General features: G+C 60.8%; 19 protein-coding genes. 7 read left to right on the forward strand and 12 right to left on the reverse strand.

Annotated elements, in window-relative coordinates; translation table 11 throughout:
- Positions 1-4: 4 nt before the first annotated feature.
- On the reverse strand, positions 5-1,351 hold the full coding sequence (gene algB, locus K5Y35_RS07125; protein ID WP_016986437.1) for a sigma-54-dependent response regulator transcription factor AlgB: 1,347 nt from the start codon (positions 1,349-1,351) through the stop codon (positions 5-7).
- Positions 1,352-1,778: 427 nt separating this feature from the next.
- Here algB and K5Y35_RS07130 point away from each other — a divergent pair, with 427 nt between their 5' ends.
- The 5 genes from K5Y35_RS07130 to K5Y35_RS07150 all read left to right on the forward strand — a co-directional run bounded on the left by K5Y35_RS07130 (position 1,779) and on the right by K5Y35_RS07150 (position 6,166).
- Complete coding sequence (locus tag K5Y35_RS07130; protein WP_123470173.1) at positions 1,779-2,063, forward strand: hypothetical protein; 285 nt, start codon at positions 1,779-1,781, stop codon at positions 2,061-2,063.
- 73 nt (positions 2,064-2,136) lie between these two features.
- A complete protein-coding gene (locus K5Y35_RS07135) occupies positions 2,137-2,301 on the forward strand; it encodes a DUF1328 domain-containing protein (RefSeq protein ID WP_003177151.1) in 165 nt (54 codons plus the stop codon).
- Between the two features lie 2 nt (positions 2,302-2,303).
- Positions 2,304-2,768, forward strand: coding sequence for an inhibitor of vertebrate lysozyme family protein (locus tag K5Y35_RS07140; protein ID WP_123470171.1), 465 nt, complete (start codon positions 2,304-2,306; stop codon positions 2,766-2,768).
- Between the two features lie 703 nt (positions 2,769-3,471).
- Entirely contained in the window at positions 3,472-4,803 is a 1,332-nt protein-coding gene (gltP, locus tag K5Y35_RS07145; protein ID WP_123470169.1) for a glutamate/aspartate:proton symporter GltP, read from the forward strand.
- Between the two features lie 133 nt (positions 4,804-4,936).
- Complete coding sequence (locus K5Y35_RS07150; RefSeq protein ID WP_123470167.1) at positions 4,937-6,166, forward strand: nucleoside recognition domain-containing protein; 1,230 nt, start codon at positions 4,937-4,939, stop codon at positions 6,164-6,166.
- Between the two features lie 119 nt (positions 6,167-6,285).
- Here K5Y35_RS07150 and K5Y35_RS07155 read toward each other — a convergent pair whose 3' ends face one another.
- The 9 genes from K5Y35_RS07155 to K5Y35_RS07195 all read right to left on the reverse strand — a co-directional run bounded on the left by K5Y35_RS07155 (position 6,286) and on the right by K5Y35_RS07195 (position 16,797).
- Positions 6,286-6,909, reverse strand: coding sequence for an ABC-type transport auxiliary lipoprotein family protein (locus K5Y35_RS07155; protein WP_222833973.1), 624 nt, complete (start codon positions 6,907-6,909; stop codon positions 6,286-6,288).
- Positions 6,906-7,844, reverse strand: a complete 939-nt coding sequence (locus tag K5Y35_RS07160; protein ID WP_222833974.1) for an MlaD family protein — start codon at positions 7,842-7,844, stop codon at positions 6,906-6,908. Before K5Y35_RS07160 ends, K5Y35_RS07155 begins: the two co-directional genes overlap by 4 nt.
- A gap of 1 nt (position 7,845) precedes the next feature.
- A complete protein-coding gene (locus K5Y35_RS07165; protein ID WP_222833975.1) occupies positions 7,846-8,649 on the reverse strand; it encodes an ABC transporter ATP-binding protein in 804 nt (267 codons plus the stop codon).
- Complete coding sequence (locus K5Y35_RS07170) at positions 8,646-9,794, reverse strand: ABC transporter permease (protein ID WP_123470159.1); 1,149 nt, start codon at positions 9,792-9,794, stop codon at positions 8,646-8,648. The genes K5Y35_RS07165 and K5Y35_RS07170 overlap by 4 nt, the downstream gene beginning before the upstream one ends.
- 54 nt (positions 9,795-9,848) lie before the next feature.
- Positions 9,849-10,877 carry a DUF5924 family protein gene (locus K5Y35_RS07175; RefSeq protein WP_222833976.1) on the reverse strand — a complete coding sequence of 343 codons (1,029 nt, stop codon included), beginning with the start codon at positions 10,875-10,877 and terminating at the stop codon, positions 9,849-9,851.
- Positions 10,878-10,997: 120 nt separating this feature from the next.
- A complete protein-coding gene (locus tag K5Y35_RS07180) occupies positions 10,998-12,386 on the reverse strand; it encodes a M16 family metallopeptidase (protein WP_222833977.1) in 1,389 nt (462 codons plus the stop codon).
- Between the two features lie 177 nt (positions 12,387-12,563).
- Positions 12,564-14,222, reverse strand: coding sequence for a Na/Pi cotransporter family protein (locus K5Y35_RS07185; RefSeq protein ID WP_222833978.1), 1,659 nt, complete (start codon positions 14,220-14,222; stop codon positions 12,564-12,566).
- Positions 14,223-14,651: 429 nt separating this feature from the next.
- On the reverse strand, positions 14,652-15,419 hold the full coding sequence (locus K5Y35_RS07190; RefSeq protein WP_123470149.1) for a TerC family protein: 768 nt from the start codon (positions 15,417-15,419) through the stop codon (positions 14,652-14,654).
- Between the two features lie 70 nt (positions 15,420-15,489).
- A complete protein-coding gene (locus K5Y35_RS07195) occupies positions 15,490-16,797 on the reverse strand; it encodes a CitMHS family transporter (protein WP_123470147.1) in 1,308 nt (435 codons plus the stop codon).
- A 323-nt stretch (positions 16,798-17,120) separates the two neighbouring features.
- Between K5Y35_RS07195 and K5Y35_RS07200 the strand changes: the two genes are divergently transcribed.
- On the forward strand, positions 17,121-17,528 hold the full coding sequence (locus K5Y35_RS07200) for a GFA family protein (protein ID WP_123470145.1): 408 nt from the start codon (positions 17,121-17,123) through the stop codon (positions 17,526-17,528).
- Positions 17,529-17,536: 8 nt separating this feature from the next.
- On the opposite strand, the gene K5Y35_RS07205 is transcribed toward K5Y35_RS07200, so the two are convergent.
- Positions 17,537-17,863 (reverse strand): DOPA 4,5-dioxygenase family protein, encoded by a 327-nt coding sequence (locus K5Y35_RS07205; protein WP_123470143.1) that lies wholly within the window; start codon positions 17,861-17,863, stop codon positions 17,537-17,539.
- A gap of 81 nt (positions 17,864-17,944) precedes the next feature.
- Here K5Y35_RS07205 and K5Y35_RS07210 point away from each other — a divergent pair, with 81 nt between their 5' ends.
- On the forward strand, positions 17,945-18,610 hold the full coding sequence (locus K5Y35_RS07210) for an NAD(P)-dependent oxidoreductase (RefSeq protein ID WP_128615018.1): 666 nt from the start codon (positions 17,945-17,947) through the stop codon (positions 18,608-18,610).
- A 51-nt stretch (positions 18,611-18,661) separates the two neighbouring features.
- Here the strand turns inward: K5Y35_RS07210 and K5Y35_RS07215 are convergent, their stop codons facing one another.
- Positions 18,662-19,612: a choline sulfate utilization transcriptional regulator gene (locus K5Y35_RS07215; protein WP_222833979.1), complete on the reverse strand. Its 951-nt coding sequence runs from the start codon at positions 19,610-19,612 to the stop codon at positions 18,662-18,664.
- Positions 19,613-19,668 lie beyond the last annotated feature (56 nt).

The raw sequence follows: 19,668 nt of genomic DNA on the forward strand, positions 1-19,668 counted from the left end.
GCGCTCACAGGTTGTACTGCTTGCGCTTGCGATACAGGGTCGAGGCGTCGATACCGAGGGTTTTTGCGGCCTGATCCAGTGTGCCAGCGGTGGCCAGTACCGCACCGATATGCGCCTTTTCCAGCTCATCGAGGCTCAGCGCTGCGCCAACGCGAGGTGCATTGTTGGCCGGCTGTTCGGCCATGCCGAGGTGGCTGATTTCCACACGTTCCTGCGGGCAGATAATGCTGGCGCGCTCAACCACGTTGCGCAGTTCGCGAATATTGCCTGGCCAGCGGTAGCCGAGCAGCGCTTCACGGGCCTCGTCGCTGAACCCGCGCGCCGGACGCGCATACTCTTTGACGAAGCGGGCGAGGAAGCGGTCGGCGAGGGTCAGGATGTCCTCGGCGCGCTCGCGCAGCGGCGGCAAATGCAGCGTGATGACGTTCAAGCGGTACAACAAGTCTTCGCGGAAGCGACCGTCGCGCACCATGTCCTCGAGGTTGAGGTTGGTCGCGGCCAGAATCCGCACATCGGCGCGACGGGTCACCGGATCGCCGACCCGCTCATATTCCTTGTCCTGAATAAAACGCAGCAGTTTTGGCTGCAAAGTCAGGGGAAAGTCACCGATCTCGTCGAGAAACAGCGTGCCGCCATCGGCCTGATTGACCCGGCCCAGCGTGCTTTCGCTGGCACCGGTAAAGGCCCCGCGACTGTGGCCGAACAGCTCGCTTTCCATCAGTTCGGCAGTCAGCGACGGGCAGTTGATCGTGACGCAGGACTTCTTCTCGCGCTTGCTCCAGCCATGAATCGCCCGGGCCAATTCACCTTTACCGGTGCCTGACTCACCGAGAATCAGAATGTTGGCGTCGGTGCTCGCTACCTGCCGCGCCGTTTCCAGTACGACTTTCATCGCCGGGCTGTGGGAGTCGAGGCCGTCCTTGGGTTTGCGGATTTCGCCTTCGAGGGCTTCAAGACGCGCCGAGAGCTGGCGCACTTCCAGTTGCTTGGCCGTGGCCAGGCGCAATTGATCGGGGCTGCAGGGTTTGACCAGATAGTCGGCAGCGCCGGCCTGGATCGCGTCGACCGCGGTATCCACAGCCGAGTGAGCGGTGACGATGACCACGCGCATCCACGGCGCCTGAATGCGCATCTGCGCCAGTACGTCGAGGCCGTTGTCTTCGCCCAGACGCAAATCAAGGAAGCACAGGTCGAAAACCTGACGTTGCAGCAGTGCCTCGGCCTGGGCCGCGCTGTTGGCCGTGGCCACCGTATAACCTTCGTCTTCGAGGCAATAACGGAAGGTTCGCAGGATGGCGGATTCATCGTCCACCAGCAGAATGCGGCCTTGATGCTCAGTGGCAGATTCCATTTTTCCTACGCTCCATAGTGATTGATCTTGGTTTAGTCCCGGAAAAATCGGGCAAGTTGCATGGTTGATTCTGAACGATGCCAGCCATAGGAGGGTAGCCCTCTCCTGCCGTTACGGCCAATACGTTGATTTCGTTGGTTTTTTAAACAATCACCGGTTTGCAGGACATTCCCTGCGTATCTTTCTGACATCCGTGTCGTGCTCTCAATTCCATAAGAATGAAATCTCCTACGAAATAATCGTGCATTCCGCACGACCTTGGATGACCCATCGTGCAGGATGCGTCGCCAAGGTTTTTCACCATACATATAACCTATTGATTTTATTGAATATTTTTCAATGAAAAAACTGGCACGCGGGCTGCAATACCTCATTTAGCCCGGGCAGAAACCAACTGCCCCAACCCAATAAGTGTGAGGAACCCAGGATGACTCGCCAACGTGCCGCCCAAGTGCGTATCTCGCCACTGCATATCCAGCAAGGCCTGTTTGGCGTGCTCGCGCTGTTGGTGACCCTGATCGCGTGCCAGCAATACCTGCGCTGGGAAAACAGCCAGCAGCCTGAGCCGTTGATCTCGATTCAACACAGCACGCAAACGCACTTCAGCGCCGTCAGCAGCAGCCAGGCCGAAAGCACTTCGATGCGCATGATGGATGTTGACCAGACGCAGCCACTGGATCAGCTGCCACGGGAAGAGCGCTGGGTTTTCTGATTGAACCAATGAATTCAGGCGCGCAGCGCCGGAACACGCAATATCCCTAAATAGAGAAGTAAGGAGAATCACCATGTTGAGTTGGGCAATTACATTCTTGATCATTGCCATCATCGCCGCCGTCCTGGGCTTCGGTGGTATCGCGGGCACCGCCACGGGTATCGCCAAGATTCTCTTTGTCGTATTCCTGGTGATGTTCATCGCTTCCTTCTTCTTTGGCCGTCGCGGCCGAGGTTAACGATGAGCGCGTTAAAGACACTGGCAGCCGCCCTGCTTCTGGGCGGTAGTGCCATGGCGCTGGCGGCCAATGATGGCCAGACGCGGGTCAATGAGCTGCTCGGCTCCGACCCGCAATACAGGGAAACCTGGCAAGGCGTGGTGAAGAAGGAAGAACGCCTGCCGGAATGGGTGATGAACCTGTCCGGCACGCCGGACCAGCAGATGAACGCCGTCACTGAAGATGGCGATCAGTATCTGGTCGGACCGCTCTGCGAGTCGGCGGATAAATGCCTGAACCACCGCTTGATCGTCGCGTTCAGCTTCGACAAGAAAGATGCCTACGCCATGCTCGTCGATGTGCCCGAAGGATTGCCGGCCGACAAGTCGCCGACACGACATGCCACCTACCGCTTCCTCGGCAAACCCGACCAGGGCATGCAGGATCTGCTGATGGAAACCCTGAAGAAAGATCCGAACTGGTATTAGGTTTCGAACATAAGAGCAGCCCCCCGCTGCTCTTGATTGCGCCCACCCGATGAAGGCCGGCGCATGACCAGGGGGCCGGGACGTTCTGACTGCAACAGGGTCGGAGTGACCTACGGGTACAGGGAGTGCCTGCGCGAGGGCCGGGTCAGGGTAAAAGCTGCGCCGCAGGTTCGCCGAGCCTCAGTGGTTCGACGGACTTGCGCTGGGCTTTGCAACACGCAAAACATTGATCCAGAGCGCCCATCTCCCCCTTTTTATCGCTGACACTGCGCGCAAAAACATTACGCGGTGTTTCCTGGCGACCGTATATCGAGAAAGAGACCGTTTAAACAGTAGGACTTCTAGTCGTGCAATGTGGGCTTTTTCCTAAATTTTCCGCCGATTTTACTCGTTCAAAAAACAACCAACCTACGCTGTGATGGCCGGTTCACGGCACTTATGCCGGCTGAAATGTCGTAATCGAACCGGTTGGGACGCCAGTTTCATTTAAAAAAGCTCATGCCGATTCGGCATAGGGTAGGCGTTTACGGCATTAGACGGCGCAACCTTGCATCGGAATAGTTGCGCCTTTTTTCGCCTGCCGAAGAGCCGTAAACACGCGCTTTGGGGCACCTTATACGGAGGCAGATGCACAGACTTTTCCGCTAAAGAGCGTTCCAGTTCCTGCATGTGCCTGAGTCAAACGCAAGTAAGGGTAAAGATAATGAAGAAGGCAAAACTCAGCCTCGCCTGGCAGATCCTCATCGGTCTGGTTTTAGGGATTGCAATTGGTGCGTTGCTCAACCACTTCAGTGCCGAAAAGGCCTGGTGGATCAGTAACGTCCTGCAACCGGCAGGCGATATCTTTATCCGTCTGATCAAGATGATCGTGATCCCGATCGTCATCTCGTCCCTGATCGTCGGCATCGCCGGCGTGGGCGATGCCAAGAAGCTTGGGCGCATCGGCCTGAAGACGATCATCTACTTCGAAATCGTCACCACCATCGCCATTCTCGTCGGCCTGGTGTTGGCGAACATGTTCCACCCGGGCGCCGGCATCGACATGAGCACCCTGGGCACTGTGGACATCTCCAAGTACCAGGCGACCGCCGCCGAAGTGCAGCATGAACACGCGTTCATCGAGACCATCCTCAACCTGATCCCGTCGAACATCTTCGCGGCCATGGCTCGCGGCGAAATGCTGCCGATCATCTTCTTCTCCGTGCTGTTCGGTCTCGGTCTGTCGAGCCTGCAGTCGGACCTGCGCGAACCGCTGGTGAAGATGTTCCAGGGCGTTTCCGAGAGCATGTTCAAAGTCACCCACATGATCATGAACTACGCCCCGATCGGCGTATTCGCCCTGATCGCGGTGACCGTCGCCAACTTCGGCTTCGCCTCGCTGCTGCCGCTGGCCAAGCTGGTGATCCTGGTTTACGTCGCCATCGCCTTCTTCGCCTTCGTGGTGCTGGGCCTGATCGCCAAGTTGTTCGGCTTCTCGGTGATCAAGCTGATGCGCATCTTCAAGGATGAGCTGGTCCTGGCCTACTCCACCGCCTCCTCGGAAACCGTGCTGCCACGGGTGATCGAGAAGATGGAAGCCTACGGCGCACCGAAAGCCATCTGCAGCTTCGTGGTGCCGACCGGTTACTCGTTCAACCTCGACGGTTCGACCCTGTACCAGTCCATCGCCGCCATCTTCATTGCCCAGCTGTACGGCATCGACCTGTCGATCAGCCAGCAACTGCTGCTGGTCCTGACCCTGATGGTCACCTCCAAAGGCATCGCCGGTGTACCGGGCGTGTCCTTCGTGGTGCTGCTGGCAACGCTGGGCAGCGTCGGGATTCCGCTGGAAGGCCTGGCCTTCATCGCTGGTGTCGACCGCATCATGGACATGGCGCGTACCGCACTGAACGTGATCGGCAACGCCCTGGCGGTCCTGGTGATCGCTCGTTGGGAAGGCATGTACGACGACGCCAAGGGCCAGCGCTACTGGAACTCCCTGCCGCACTGGCGCAGCAAGGAAAAACTGCCGGCTGGCGAGATTTCCAAGAACTGATTGCTGAACCCTGGGGAGATTGGCTCCCACAGTGACCGAGCCAGCCTTACCAACAAACCCCGGAGAAATCCGGGGTTTGTCGTTTCTGGCGACCCCGCTATCATTCGCCGCATCTTCCGGGGGATTTTGACTGATGCTTAATGGCCTGTGGCTTGGCTTCTTCGTCGTGGCAACCATCTCTGCGCTGGTGCAGTGGCTGGTCGGCGGCAATGCCGGGATTTTCGCGGCGATGGTGGAAAGCATTTTTGCCATGGCCAAGCTCTCGGTCGAGGTAATGGTGCTGCTGTTCGGCACGTTGACCCTGTGGCTGGGCTTCCTGCGCATTGCCGAAAAGGCCGGGATCGTCGAATGGCTGGCCAAGGTCCTCGGGCCGCTGTTCCTGCGGCTGATGCCGGAAGTCCCGCCCGGTCACCCTGCCCTCGGCCTGATCACCCTGAACTTCGCTGCCAATGGCCTCGGGCTGGATAATGCGGCCACGCCGATCGGCCTCAAAGCCATGAAGGCGCTGCAGGAACTCAACCCCAGCGCCACCATCGCCAGCAACGCGCAGATCCTGTTCCTGGTGCTCAACGCGTCGTCCCTGACCCTGCTGCCGGTGACGATCTTCATGTACCGCGCCCAGCAAGGCGCGCCGGACCCGACCCTGGTATTCCTGCCGATCCTGCTGGCAACCAGTTGCTCGACCATCGTCGGCTTTCTCTCGGTGGCGTTCATGCAGCGCCTGCGCATCTGGGACCCGGTGGTGCTGGCCTATCTGATTCCCGGCGCGCTGATCCTCGGCGCTTTCATGGCATTGCTGGCGACCCTGTCGGCCACGGCGCTGGCCGGATTGTCGTCGATCCTCGGCAACCTGACACTATTCGGACTGATCATGTTGTTTCTGGTGATCGGCGCGTTACGCAAGGTGAAGGTCTACGAAGCGTTCGTCGAAGGTGCAAAAGAGGGCTTCGATGTCGCCAAGAACCTGCTGCCCTATCTGGTGGCGATGCTCTGCGCGGTCGGCGTACTGCGTGCTTCCGGGGCGCTGGACTTCGGTCTGGATGGTATCCGCCATCTGGTCGAGTGGGCCGGCTGGGACACGCGGTTTGTCGACGCGTTGCCGACGGCGATGGTCAAACCGTTTTCCGGCAGCGCCGCACGGGCGATGCTGATCGAGACCATGAAGACTTCAGGGGTCGACAGCTTCCCGGCGCTGGTAGCGGCGACGGTGCAGGGCAGTACCGAGACCACGTTCTATGTGCTGGCAGTGTATTTCGGCGCGGTGGGGATTCAGCGGGCGCGGCATGCGGTGGGGTGTGCGTTGCTGGCTGAGCTGGCCGGGGTACTGGGCGCGATTGGCGTCTGCTACTGGTTCTTCGGTTAACCACAAATCAAAAACTGTAGGAGTGAGCCTGCTCGCGATAGCTGGGTGACAGTCACCGATGATGGTGGCTGATAGACCGCTATCGCGAGCAGGCTCACTCCTACATGGATTGTGGTGAATCAGGGCTTTTTGGGGGCGAGTTTTTGGCCTTGGTCGACAGCCCAAGCCACGACTTTGGCGGTCAGCCGATCACTGGCCTGGCCAAACCCAGCAACCACCGCTGGCACCTGCACATCGCTCAGCGGCTGACGCTCTTCAAAGCGGCGGCTGGCGAGAATCTTCTGGTCATAGCCACGCACCAGCAACGCATCGACCCGCACCACAGCGCTGGCCTGACTGCCCTGATACTCGGTCTGAAACGCCTGCAAACTGCCGCCCAGCTCCAGATCCGCCGCAAAGTTGCTGTCATCGGTACTCAGCAACGTCACCCGGCCATCACGCACAAAGCCATCGAGCAGTCGATTGCGCACCAGCACCGGTGCCGGATCGCTCCAGCGCGAGCCTTTGTAGCTGCTGATCACATCACCCTGCGGAATCACTGCAATGGTCGGCCGGTTCAACGCCTCGCTGGCCTGCAGCTTGTTCAGTCGCAGCGACCAGGACTGAGCGGCGGCTGAGCTGGCCGAGGCGGGCGCCTGGGCCGATGGCAGGCGATACACGTCCGACGGATCGGCCTGCGGCAGGATCGAGCACGCGCCGAGCAGCGAGAAACCGGCGAGGAGGGCGAAGTGAGTCAGCTTCATGGCGTGAATTCCTTGTTCTTGTCACGGCCCAGCAAGTAACCGCTGGGGTTGGCTTCAAGGCGTTGGGAAATGGCGCGCAGCGAGGTCAGCGTCTCGCGCAGTTCGCGGATGGCCGGGGCCAGGCCATTGAGGCCCTGCAGGCCGTTGTCGAGGGAATTTTCGTTCTTGCTCAGCAACGTGTTGATCGTTGCGCTGCTCTGTTCCAGCGACTTCATCGCCTGCTCGGCACTGCCCAGCGCCTGTTTGCCCTGATCGTTGAGCAGGCCATTGGCGTTGCGCATCAGAAGCGACGTCTGCTCGAGCATGTTGCCGGCCTGTTTGCCGACACTCGCCAGTTGCTGCATGGCCTGGCGCAGGTCGCCGCGCTGATCGTTGATCGAACCGGTGGTCTGCTCCAGATGGGCCAGGGTGTTGCTGACGCGCTCGACGTTCTCCGGGGAAAACATCTGATTGGCATTGCTCAGCAGCGCGGTGATGCCGCTCATCAAATCGTTACTGTCATTGAGCAGCCGCGAAATAGGCGAGGGCGACGCGACGATGGTCGGCAGGTTGCCGTCATGGCCACGCAGCTTCGGGCTCTCCGGTGTACCACCGCTGAGCTGGATGATCGACGTCCCGGTGATCCCGGCCAGCGCCAGTTTGGCCTGGGTGTCCTCCTTGACCGGCGTATCGCCGCCCAGACGAATCCGCGCCAGCACGCGCCGTGGATCTTTGGGATCAAGGCGCAGGTTGATCACATCACCGACCTTGATCCCGCTGTACTGCACCGGGCTGCCCTTGGACAGCCCGCTGACCGCCTCGCTGAAGACAATCTCGTAATCCTTGAACTCGGTGTCGACACTGGACTTGGCCAGGAACAGACCGAAGAGCAGGGCGCCAGCCACCACTATCACGGTGAACAGGCCGATCAACACATGATGGGCTCGGGTTTCCATGTCAGACCTCGTTGAGCAGTTTGGCGGCGTCCAGCGCCGAGCGGCCGCGCGGGCCGTGGAAGTATTCGTGAATCCACGCGTCGTCGGTTTCCGAGACGATGTCGATGGGGCCGGCGACCAGCACTTTCTTCTGCGCCAGCACCGCCACGCGGTCGGTGATGGTGTAGAGCGTGTCGAGGTCGTGAGTGACCAGAAACACACTCAAGCCCAGCGCATCGCGCAGGGTCAGGATCAATTGATCGAATTGCGCCGCGCCAATCGGATCGAGGCCGGCGGTGGGTTCGTCGAGAAACAGGATGTCCGGGTCCAGCGCCAGCGCCCGGGCCAGCGCGGCGCGTTTGATCATGCCGCCGGACAGCGAGGCCGGGTATTTGTCCGCCGCCGACAGCGGCAGCCCGGCCAGCGCCAGTTTCACCGCCGCCAGGTGCTCGGCGTCGTTGCGGCTCAGGCCGGCGTGTTCGATAAGGGGCAGGGCGACGTTCTCGGTGACGGTCAGCGAGGAAAACAGCGCGCCTTTCTGGAACAGCACGCCAAACCGCCGTTCAACCAGCGAGCGCTCGTGTTCGGACAGGCTCGGCAAGTTCTGGCCGAACACCTTCACGTTGCCTTCGCTGGGTTGGCGCAAACCGACGATGCTGCGCAGCAACACCGACTTGCCACTCCCCGAGCCGCCAACCACGGCAAGGATTTCGCCCTTGTACAAATCCAGATCGAGGTGCTCGTGCACGCTTTGCGAACCGAAGCGATTGCCCAGGCCACGGACTTCGATCACCGCCTCCGAGGGCGCGCGGGGTAGACGACTCACCAGCCCATCTCCATGAAGAACAGTGCGGCCACCGCGTCGAGCACGATCACCACGAAAATCGACTGCACCACCGCAGACGTGGTGTGCGCGCCGACCGACTCGGCGCTGCCACTGACCTTGAAACCTTCCAGGCAACCAATCGCGGCAATCAGGAAAGCGAAAATCGGTGCTTTGACCAGACCCACCAAGAAATGCTGGATGCCGATGTCCGACTGCAGCAACGACAGGAACATCGCTGGCGAAATATCCAGCGACACCGCGCAGACCACACCGCCACCGATGATCCCGCACAGCATGGCGAGAAAAGTCAGCATCGGCAGCGCCACCAGCATCGCCAGCACGCGCGGCACCACCAACAGTTCCATCGGGTCGAGGCCGAGGGTGCGAATCGCGTCGATTTCTTCGTTGGCCTTCATCGAGCCGATTTGCGCGGTGAAGGCACTGGCGGTGCGCCCGGCCATCAGGATCGCCGTGAGCAACACCCCGAACTCGCGCAGGAACGAGAATCCCACCAGGTCCACGGTGAAGATGGTCGCGCCGAAACTGGCCAGCACCGTCGCGCCGAGAAAGGCCACCACCGCACCGACCAGAAAGGTCAGCAGCGCCACGATCGGCGCAGCGTCGAGGCCGGTCTGTTCGATGTGCGCGATCATCGGCGTGATCCGCCAGCGTTTGGGCCGAAACAGGTTACGCGCGATGGTTTCCAGAATCAGCCCGACAAAGCCGAGCAGTTGCAGGGTGTCCTGCCAGACCGTGTCCACGGCACGCCCGATGCGCGTGAGCAATTGCACGCTGACGCTGACTTCCGGCTCCTTGATCGGTACACAGAAATCGGTCAGCGAGCAGTAAACGGTTTGCAACAAGGCACGATCGGCCGAGGACAAGGTGCAATCGGGATGTTCGGCGGACTTGCCCAGGCGCTCGGAACCGAGCAACTCCACCAGCAACGAGGCACCGGCGGTATCGAGGGTGCCAAGGCCATTAAGGTCGATCGGAGTATTGGCGTCGTACTGGCCGCGCAGCGACTCGCTCAGGTGCTTGAGCTCGGCGTAATGGGCGAGCGTCCAGTCTCCGATGACCCGCAGGCGGGCAGGGCTGATCGACGTGTCCAGGTGAGCACTGCCGGTGATCGAACGGCTGGTCATAAGCTCCGTGCTTGTTCGTCTGTTGAGCGAACTAACGTAATAGCACGAACCGGATTACTTTTCTTTGGTCGCTGTGCTGTCTGTGACTTCGAAGCGTAATACGCCAATCACCTGGCCATCCTCGGTCAACACCCGCACCTGCCATTTGCCGGCCGGGTTGCCTGGGAAGTTCTGCTTGTGCGTCCACGCCCGGTAGCCTTCCTTGCGCCCGCCGTGGATATCGAGGGCAATGCGGTCGACTTCCTGGCCGTTGAACTGCCACACGTGATAGATCCGCTCATCCAGCCCGCGCGGCGCATTGATCGCGGTGTAGGCGTAGAGGCCGCCGTTGCGGATCTGCTCGGCGCTGACCTGGTCGAGGCTGGCGCCGGGGGTGCGGTCCTGCAACTGAGTGCTGATCGCCACGTCGGTCATCCACAGCGTCGCCGGCGGCACCCACGAGCGTAGCGTCCAGCCGACCGCGCCGATGCCGAAAGTGATGCACAGAATGGCCAGCGCGTTGCGCACGGTGCGGATCGGGAAGATCGACGCCAGACTCGGGAACGACAACACCACCGCCGTGCCCAGCGCCCATTTGAAACTCTGCGCGGTGGTCAGGTGCATGATCACCGGCAGGGCGGTGAGCAGGGCTGCGAACAGGGTCAGGGTGTGCAGCGCGAGAAACGCCCAGCGTCGTGGCGCCAGCCATTTGTAATAGAGCGGATCGACAATCGAAATCAGCGCGGCGATGCACAGCAGGCCGGTGAAGATCAGTTGGCCGCTGTTCCAGGTGGTGGTGATGAAGAAGAACGGCAGGACGAAAAACAGGCTTTCCTGGTGGATCATCTGCGTTGCGTAGCGCAACAGCGGTTGCGGAATTTCCCGCTTGAAGATCCGCGTGAACAGCCCGGTCAGGGTGTTTTCCAGCATCAGCCAGATCCAGCTCAGCAGCATGATGATGGTGATCCAGCTCGCCAGCCCCTGCTGGCGATCGACCAGAATGAAACTGCCGACCCCGGAGATGAAACCGCCAAGCGCAATGACCCCGGGATAGCGCCTCATCAGTTCGAGAATGCGCTGGATCAAGTCGGGGATTTTTGGCATGTGGGCAGTTCACGGCTGGATAGGAAAAAACCCCGACAGAGTACCGTCCGCAGGCGTCTGTGGCGAGGTTGGTGGTCACCACAACACAACTCATTCCCCTGTAGGCGTGAGCCTACAGGTTCAGTGTCCGGCGGATTTTCGGCGGTGCAGGCGCCAGCCAATCAGCACCAGCAACACCAGGCCGAGACCGCCGGCAATCAGCCACAGCGCCTCATCATCACTGATCAACGGCTTCTCGATCCGCAGATACCCCGGCTGCAACAGCAATTCGCGCATGGCCCTGTTTGCCGTTTCCAGCGTCACGCCTTGCAGTTCGCGGGCAGGGTTGGCAAAGCGCCCGTCCTCGTAGTCGCCCAGCGCGCTCCAGTAATAATCAGCCATCGCGCTGTTGCCTTGCACGGCCCAGGCCTGATGGGCGATGGCGGCCTGTTTGATCCGGGCGAAGGTGTCCGGGTCGAGGCCGTTTTTCAGCAAGTCGGCCTTGAGGTCTTCCAGCACCTGTTGAGCTTCGGCGAGGTCATCGCGATCCACGTCGGCATTGAGACTCATGAAACCGACCCCGCCAAACACCTCACGCTCGGCCCATGGCCCGTAGGACAAACCGTGGTTCAGGCGGATCTGCCGGTACAGCGCCCAGTCGAGGTAGTCCTTGAGGATGTCGAAGGTTTCGTCGTACTGATCGTCGAGCACCGGCTCCGGCACCAGCCAGTGCAGCTTGGCACTGTCGCCGATGAAGCCGCGGGTGAGCGTGCGTTCATGGGCCGCACTGGTGCGGATGTCCGGCAGCTCACGGTGCTCGGCCGGGTCCACGGCTTCGAGCGCGCCCCAGGTGCGCTCCAGGTAGGCCGGCAGCAGTTTATCGAGCTCGCCGACGACGATCAGGGACATGTTGTTCGGCGCGTACCAGGTCTTGCGCACCTTCTCCAGTTGCGCCTGGGTCAGGTGACCGACTTCCGCACGTTGCGGGCATTTCAGGCCCAGTTCCACCGCCAGTTGGTTGCTCGCGGTGTGGCCCAGATCCTGGCGGTCGAGAAAACGCTGCAGACGCGTGTAATGGCCGCCGTCCTCGCGCTCGACCACGCGTTTGGCGGCGTTGATCGCGTTGTCGTCAATGCGGGTCTGAGTCAGCAGGCCGAGCAGCAGGTCGAGCACCTTGCGCTGGTTCTTCGCCGGGGCCTCGATGACGAACGTGGTGTCGGCGTTGCTGGTGAATGCGTTCCACTCGCCGCCCAGCGCCTGCATGCGCTCTTCCAGTCCGCCTTCGCCAGTAGCGTCGACGCCACTGAACAGCAGGTGTTCCAGCAGGTGCGGCAGCTCTTTTTCATCGCAGTCGAAATCGTCGAGGCCGACGCCGACCACCAGGCGGATCGCCACATGCCCGCGTTCGGTGCCGGGCTTGAGCAACAGCTGCAAACCATTGGGCAGCGCATAGCCTTCGACCTGAAAGCGATCAACGGCGAAGGCGGGCAGGGAACCGAGCAACAGACAGGCGAACAACAGGCAACGCATAACAGGCTTCCGTACGGCTGATTTGGAGATCCGTGTCGTCAGTCAGGGCCCCATCGCTGGCAAGCCAGCTCCCACAAGGATTTGCGGCGTTCACAAAACCCTGTGGGAGCTGGCTTGCCAGCGAAGACGTCCTTGAGGCTGAACTCTGAGTTACTGACTGACCCCAGCCCCAGACGTTCAAGGCGAATGCGTAATGTCGGCAATATGATCCGCTTCCAGCGCCCCGGTATCCGTCGTTTCCAGCACCACGTAAGCACTGCTGCAAAACAGCGAATTCAAGCGCTTCATATCCGCAATCAGCTCCAGGTGCAATGAACTGGTTTCCAGACTCTGCACGATCTTACGTTGCAAACGGCTGACATGGGCATGGGCCAGACGCCGTTCCTGTGCACGAAAGCGACGTTTCTCGCGCAACAACTGGCGGGCGCTTTCCTTGTCGCTGCTGAGAAACACCGACAGGCCCAGGCGCAGGTTGGCGGTCAATTGCTGTTGCAGACCAGTCAGGTCCTCCAGCCCCTCTTCGGAAAACGAACGCCGCTGGGAGGTCTTCTGCTGCTGAATCTTGCGCAGCATGCGTTCGATCAGATCACTGGCCAGTTTCAGGTTGATCGCCAGTTCGATGATCTCGGCCCAGCGCCGGCTGTCCTGCTCACCAAGGTCTTCGCGGGGCATTTGCGCGAGATACAGTTTGATCGCGCTGTAAAGCGACTCGATGTCATCGCTCAACGAGCGGATTTCCTGAGTGACCGCCGTTTGCTTGCCGCGCAACACGGCGAGAGTGGCGTCGAGCATGTTTTCCAGCAGATCACCCATGCGCAGGGTTTCCCGCGCGGCATTGGCCAGGGCCAGACTCGGCGTCGACAACGCGGTGGCGTCGAGATGGCGTGGTCTGGCCGTGCCGTTGACCTCCGGCCGCTCAGGCAGCAGCCATGCGCAGAGTCGCGCCATTGGCGCCACCGACGGCAGCAGAATCAGGCACCGCGCGGTGTTGTAGAGCAGATGGAAGCCAATGACCATTTCCTGCGGGCTGAAATCCAGCCCGTCCATCCAGTGCACCAGCGGATCGAGCACCGGAATGATCAGCAGCAGGCCGATCAGTTTGTACAGCAGGCTGCCCAGCGCCACCTGTCGGCCGGCGGCGTTCTGCATGCTGGTGCTCATGAACGCCAGAATGCCGCTGCCGATGTTGGCACCAATCACCAGGCCGATCGCCACCGGCAGGCTGATCACGCTGGCGCCAGCAAGGGTCGCAGTCAGCAGCACGGCGGCGAGGCTGGAGTAGGAAATCATCGCGAACAAGGCGCCGACCAAGGCGTCGAGGAGGATGTCGCCGGTGAGCGAGGCGAAAATCACTTTCACCCCTTGGGCGTGGGTGATCGGTGCGGCGGCCTCGACGATCAGTTGCAGCGCGAGAATGATCAACCCCAGACCGATGCTGACCCGGCCCATCTGCCCGAGCCGCGTCTGTTTGCGCGAGAGGAAGAAAATCACCCCGAGAAAGATCAGCAGCGGCGACAGCCACGACAGATCGAACGTCAGCACCCGCGCCATCAGCGCGGTCCCGACGTCGGCGCCGAGCATGGTCGCCAGCGCCGGGGTCAGCGCCATCAGGCCCTGGCCAACGAAAGACGTCACGAGCATCGCGGTGGCGTTGCTGCTCTGCACCATCGCGGTGACGACGATGCCGGCGACAAAGGCGAGCCAGCGCCTGGACATGTTTTGACCAATGACGTGGCGCAGGTTGGTGCCATACACCCGCAGGATGCCGGTCCGGACGATGTGCGTGCCCCAGATCAACAAGGCCACGGCGGAAAGCAGATTGAGCAGGGTGAGCATGCAGACCCCCTCTAGTCGCAGCGCCCCAGAGGGGCAAGTTGACGGTACCGCGCTGTTTCTACGTCTTGTACTTAAGCTGTAGTTGGCTAACGGCCTGGGCGCCAGCATTGCACAGCTAAAGTGCTGATTGAAACAAAAGTGTCATGAACAGCGCTTCATTCACTCCCATTTAAATCAACGCCGCCCCTGTGGGAGCAGGCTTGCCAGCGATGGCGTCGGCACAACCAACATTGATGTCGCCTGACATTCCGCTATCGCTGGCAAGCCAGCTCCCACAGGGTCCGCGGTGCCTGAATGCTGCACAAAAAAATGTGGGAGCGAGCCTACTCGCGAAAGCGGCGGATCAGCCAACATGGTTGTCGACTGACACTCCGTTTTCGCGAGCAGGCTCGCTCCCACAGGGGTATTGCCTGCGTCTGGATTACCCGGTTATTGGCCCGGGATGTCCTTGCGCAGTTTCACTGGATCTTGCTGCTGTTTCTTCTTGGCCATCGCGCCGCGCAGCTTGATGTTGATCGCTTCAACGGCCAGCGAGAACGCCATGGCGAAGTAGACGTAGCCCTTCGGTACATGCACGTCGAACGACTCGGCGATCAGTACGGTACCCACCACCAGCAGGAACGACAGCGCGAGCATTTTCAGCGACGGGTGCTTGTCGATGAATTCGCTGATCTTGCCCGAGGCGGCCATCATCACCAGCACGGCGACGACGATCGCCGCGACCATCACCGGCACGTGGGACACCATGCCGACAGCGGTGATCACCGAGTCCAGCGAGAACACGATGTCGATGATTGCGATCTGAATGATGGTGTACAGGAAGTTGCCGCCCTTGCCACCGGGGGTTTCGTCGCTTTCGTCTTCGCCTTCCAGCGCGTGGTACATCTCTTGCGAGCTCTTCCACAGCAGGAACAGGCCACCGAAGAACAGGATCAGATCGCGGCCGGAAATGCCCTGGCCGAACACCACGAACAGGTCGGCGGTGAGGCGCATGACCCAGGTGATCGACAGCAGCAACAGGATCCGCGTGATCATCGCCAGGCCCAGGCCGAAGATCCGCGTGCGCTGCTGCATGTGCTTGGGCATGCGGCTGACCAGGATCGAAATCATGATGATGTTATCGATGCCCAGAACGATTTCCAGGGCGGTCAGGGTAAAGAAGGCAACCCAGATTTCGGGGTTGGTCAGCCAATCCATGTGTATTCCTTTGAGCGAGTGTTAAACCAGGACGCCAGCAAGCAGCTGGCGTCATGGTGAGTGAATGCCGTTACAACGTGCTGAACAGCGGGAACGTTCCCAGCAGCAAGGCGGCCACTAGTATGCACAGGCAGACCAGAACTGCCCACTTCAAGGTGAAGCGCTGGTGGTCACCGAATTCGATACCGGCCAAAGCGACCAACAGATAAGTCGATGGCACCAACGGGCTCAACAAGTGGACGGGCTGACCGACGATCGAGGCACGGGCCATTTCCACCGCGGTGATGCCGTAATGGCTGGCCGCTTCGGAGAGCACCGGCAACACGCCGTAGTAGAACGCGTCGTTCGACATGAAGAACGTGAACGGCATGCTCACCAGCGCCGTGATCACCGCCAGGTACGGGCCGAGGAAATCCGGAATCACTGCCAGCAGACTTTTCGACATGGCGTCGACCATCCCGGTTCCGGACAGGATACCGGTGAAGATCCCCGCCGCGAAAATCAGACTGACCACCGACAGCACACTGCCGGCGTGAGCCGCGACGCGGTCCTTCTGCATTTGCAGGCACGGGTAGTTGACGATCATCGCGATACTGAAGGCCACCATGAACAGCACCGGCAGCGGCAGCAGGCCGGCGATCAGCGTGCACATCAGCCCCAGGGTCAGCAGGCCGTTGAACCAGATCAGCTTCGGGCGACGGGCATCCGGGAACTGCGACACACTGATTTCGCTGTGATCGATCTCGTCACCAATCAGGTGCAGCTCACCCAGACGCGCACGCTCACGTTTGCCGTAGAAGTAGGCAATGATCAGGATCGCCACCACGCCGGCGGCCATTGCCGGGATCATCGGCACGAAGATGTCCGACGGATCCACATGCAGCGCACTGGCGGCACGGGCAGTCGGGCCACCCCAAGGGGTCATGTTCATCACGCCACCGGCGAGGATGATCAGGCCGGCCATGATTCGCGGGCTCATGCCGATGCGGCTGTACAGTGGCAGCATGGCGGCCACGCAGATCATGTAAGTGGTCGCGCCGTCACCATCGAGGGAGACGACGAGCGCCAGTACGGCGGTTCCGACCGAAACTTTCAGCGGGTCGCCCTTGACCAGTTTGAGGATCTTGCGCACGGCCGGGTCGAACAGGCCGGAGTCGATCATCAGGGCGAAGTACAAAATGGCGAACATCAGCATCACGCCGGTCGGCGCAAGCTTGGTGATACCTTCGAGCATCATCGGACCGATCTTCGGCGCGAAACCGCCGAACAGAGCGAAGATGATCGGAATGATGATCAGGGCGATCAGCGCGGACAGGCGCTTGGTCATGATCAGGAACATGAACGTGATGACCATGGCGAAGCCAAGGAAAGTCAGCATGGGAATACTCCAGGCGTAGCGCGGCTAGTTGATTGAGCGGACCGGGCGGGATCAGCGCAGAACGGGAAGCACGAGACGTACGGGCGGAGTGACAGCGAAAAGGCGGGCTACAGAGGACATCAGAATCACCATTGTTGTTGTTAATTGGGCCGGGCGGGCGAGCAATCGCACACGGCAGCCAACCGGTCTGTTGCCGGTAGTGGCGGCGATCCTAATCGGGCAACCTTTCAGCTACCTTTCGCCGCAGAAAGCTTCGGGCGAACGGCCAACCGGTTGTCGGATGCGACTGGAGTCAATCAATTCGGGGACGGGAGGGCACAGACATGAGCCAATTGCACAGCGGTGGCTGCCACTGCGGACATATCCGCTATCAGTTCAGCGGGCCGTTGCAGGACATCGCTCACTGCCACTGCTCGATCTGCCGCAAGGTCAGCGGCGGGATCGTCACCACATGGATCACGGTGCCAGCGGCCAACTTCCAGTGGCTGGCCGGGACACCTTCGCGCTACGACTCGTCGGGCAGTTGCGCGCGATATTTCTGCCCGCACTGCGGTGCGCAACTGGCGCTGGTGACGCAACTCAGCCCCGAGAGCATCGACCTGACCATCGCCACGCTGGACCACCCGGAGTCAGCGCCGGCCGAGCGGCATATCTGGACCGACAGCCAATTGCCCTGGCTGCATCTGGACGAGCAACTGCCGGGGGAGCCTGAAGAAACCTTGCAGGTTTAACTGGCTGATCAAAAAACAGACAAATCCAGCGGGCGGATTGCCCCCATCCAGATTGCATGCTCGGTGTGGTCGAGCAAGTCATCGCCCGTGTCGGGGTGCAGGAACACCACCAGTCCCTGTCGATTCAGTGCCAGCCACGGCAACACCTCGCCGATCAGCTCCGGGCCGAACGCCAACTGGCAGCTCCAGTCCGGGTGCGGACCGACCGGCCGTTCGTGGACACGGCCCATCGTCACTGCAAACAACTGCGCCGCTTGCTCGCACAGGGCTCGCGCCTGGTCGATGGTATGGGCGTCGAAATAGACGTGGGCGTGGTAACCCTTGATGACTTGCATCTGAAACCCTCTGAATCGGTTCGAACCCTCGGCGTTTTCCACCGTCACACGCCATATAGGACAACAACAAGGAAAACAGCCATGAAAAATGCCGAAACCCCGACGGTGAAAGTGGTGCTCTATGGTGCCATGGCCAGCCTCGGCGGCGCGTTGATGGCTGAGTTGCTGCGACGCCAGCACGAAGTCATCGCGATTCTCGACGATTTGAACGTACTCGCGCCACGTCCCGGGCTGCGCACCAAAAGCGGCGATCTGTTCGACGCCGAGCGGGTCACGCAAAGCGTAGCCGGCAGCTCGGCGGTGATCTGTCTGCTGGATGCACCGGGCCTGCCGTTCAGCAGCGACCATGTGGAAAGGTCCGTGGTGCTCGGCCCGGTGGAACAGGTGCTGGCGGTCGATGCGTTGGTCGACGGCCTGCAGGCGGCCAACGTTTCACGGCTGTTTCTGGTGGGGAATTTTGCCGTCCTCGACGAGCTGGAGCTGGACGACGGACTGCAACGCCATGCCGCCGAAGAAATCCGCGAAGCCCTGCAAAGCAGCCCGCTGCAGTGGACGCTGGTGAATGCTCCTCACGGCGTGGCGGGGCTGACTATCGAGCATTTCAGTCAGGTGGGCGGCAATCTTGAGCCGGGGCTGGCGGAGCCGCTGGAACGGCTGAACCGCGTGGCAGTGGGGATCGCCGATGAGCTGCGGTTGAAGCTGCATGTGGGTGAACATGTGAATTTTGTTGCCGCCACAGATACGTAAAAAGATCGCAGCCTTCGGCAGGAGCTGCCGCAGGCTGCGATCTTTTGATCTTCAAACCGCAATCGAAGGCAAGGCCATTCCCTTGAGGGATTCGGCGCTGCTGGCCTGCTCGGCCATCAACCAGTCGACAAACTGCTGAATCAACGCCCCGCGCCGTTTACGCTGGGGCAGCACCACGTAATAACCCAGCCGCGACAAGGTGGTTTCGGCGATCGGCCGGCAGAGCAAACCCTGGCTCAGCAAGTTATCCACAAGGTGGCGCCAGCCGATCGCCACGCCTTGGGCGCCGATTGCCGCTTGAATCAACAGGGTGTAATTGTCGAAACGCACCTGCCCCGGTGCTGGCGGAGTGGTGATGCCCAGTTCACGGAACAGCCCGCTCCAGTCAAACCAGTTGCTGCTGTTTTCCCCGCGCAAGTGCAGCAGCGGAAACTCCAGCAACGCCTGGGCGGGCAAGGGCAGGGCGCGCTCCTTGAGCAATTGCGGGCTGCACACCGGGAACACTTCCTCGCTGAACAGCCAATGGCTTTCGCCCTGCTTGAAACGCCCGTCGCCAAACAGGATCGCCACGTCGATGTCGGTGCGCAGCATGTTGTGGTTGCGCTCGCTGGTGACCAGGCTGACATCGACCTGCGGGTTGGCTTCATGAAAGCGGTGCAAACGCGGCATCAGCCAATACGCGGCGAAGGCGAAGTCGGTAGCGACCTGCAGCACTTCATGCTGCTGTTGCGTACTGATCGCACTCAATCCTGCGTCGATATTCTGCAAACCGAGCTGAACCTGCTCGAACAGGATCGTCCCGCCCTCGGTCAGTTCGATGCCGCGGTAGATCCGGTCAAACAGCCGCGCACCCAGCTGTTCTTCCAGACGCTTGATCTGTTGGCTGATCGCTGGCTGCGTGGTGCCCAGCTCCACCGCAGCGGCGGTAAAACTGTGATGACGCGCCGCCGCTTCGAAGGCGCGCAACAGGTCGAGGGACAGGTTGCCGAGGGCTTCATACATAAGCTGTGCTTATCCTAGTCATTGTCCGGCGCGGGCTTTACCGGACAGGGCATGGA

Source organism: Pseudomonas sp. SC3(2021) (assembly GCF_019856535.1).
GTDB classification, from domain to species: Bacteria; Pseudomonadota; Gammaproteobacteria; order Pseudomonadales; family Pseudomonadaceae; genus Aquipseudomonas; species Aquipseudomonas monsensis.

Coding starts and splice junctions, on each gene's coding strand:
- algB (WP_016986437.1), bottom strand. CDS start 1,351: ATGGAATCTGCCACTGAGCATCAAGGCCGCATTCTGCTGGTGGACGAT.
- K5Y35_RS07130 (WP_123470173.1), top strand. CDS start 1,779: ATGACTCGCCAACGTGCCGCCCAAGTGCGTATCTCGCCACTGCATATC.
- K5Y35_RS07135 (WP_003177151.1), top strand. CDS start 2,137: ATGTTGAGTTGGGCAATTACATTCTTGATCATTGCCATCATCGCCGCC.
- K5Y35_RS07140 (WP_123470171.1), top strand. CDS start 2,304: ATGAGCGCGTTAAAGACACTGGCAGCCGCCCTGCTTCTGGGCGGTAGT.
- gltP (WP_123470169.1), top strand. CDS start 3,472: ATGAAGAAGGCAAAACTCAGCCTCGCCTGGCAGATCCTCATCGGTCTG.
- K5Y35_RS07150 (WP_123470167.1), top strand. CDS start 4,937: ATGCTTAATGGCCTGTGGCTTGGCTTCTTCGTCGTGGCAACCATCTCT.
- K5Y35_RS07155 (WP_222833973.1), bottom strand. CDS start 6,909: ATGAAGCTGACTCACTTCGCCCTCCTCGCCGGTTTCTCGCTGCTCGGC.
- K5Y35_RS07160 (WP_222833974.1), bottom strand. CDS start 7,844: ATGGAAACCCGAGCCCATCATGTGTTGATCGGCCTGTTCACCGTGATA.
- K5Y35_RS07170 (WP_123470159.1), bottom strand. CDS start 9,794: ATGACCAGCCGTTCGATCACCGGCAGTGCTCACCTGGACACGTCGATC.
- K5Y35_RS07175 (WP_222833976.1), bottom strand. CDS start 10,877: ATGCCAAAAATCCCCGACTTGATCCAGCGCATTCTCGAACTGATGAGG.
- K5Y35_RS07180 (WP_222833977.1), bottom strand. CDS start 12,386: ATGCGTTGCCTGTTGTTCGCCTGTCTGTTGCTCGGTTCCCTGCCCGCC.
- K5Y35_RS07185 (WP_222833978.1), bottom strand. CDS start 14,222: ATGCTCACCCTGCTCAATCTGCTTTCCGCCGTGGCCTTGTTGATCTGG.
- K5Y35_RS07190 (WP_123470149.1), bottom strand. CDS start 15,419: ATGGATTGGCTGACCAACCCCGAAATCTGGGTTGCCTTCTTTACCCTG.
- K5Y35_RS07195 (WP_123470147.1), bottom strand. CDS start 16,797: ATGCTGACTTTCCTTGGCTTCGCCATGGTCATCACGTTCATGTTCCTG.
- K5Y35_RS07200 (WP_123470145.1), top strand. CDS start 17,121: ATGAGCCAATTGCACAGCGGTGGCTGCCACTGCGGACATATCCGCTAT.
- K5Y35_RS07205 (WP_123470143.1), bottom strand. CDS start 17,863: ATGCAAGTCATCAAGGGTTACCACGCCCACGTCTATTTCGACGCCCAT.
- K5Y35_RS07210 (WP_128615018.1), top strand. CDS start 17,945: ATGAAAAATGCCGAAACCCCGACGGTGAAAGTGGTGCTCTATGGTGCC.
- K5Y35_RS07215 (WP_222833979.1), bottom strand. CDS start 19,612: ATGTATGAAGCCCTCGGCAACCTGTCCCTCGACCTGTTGCGCGCCTTC.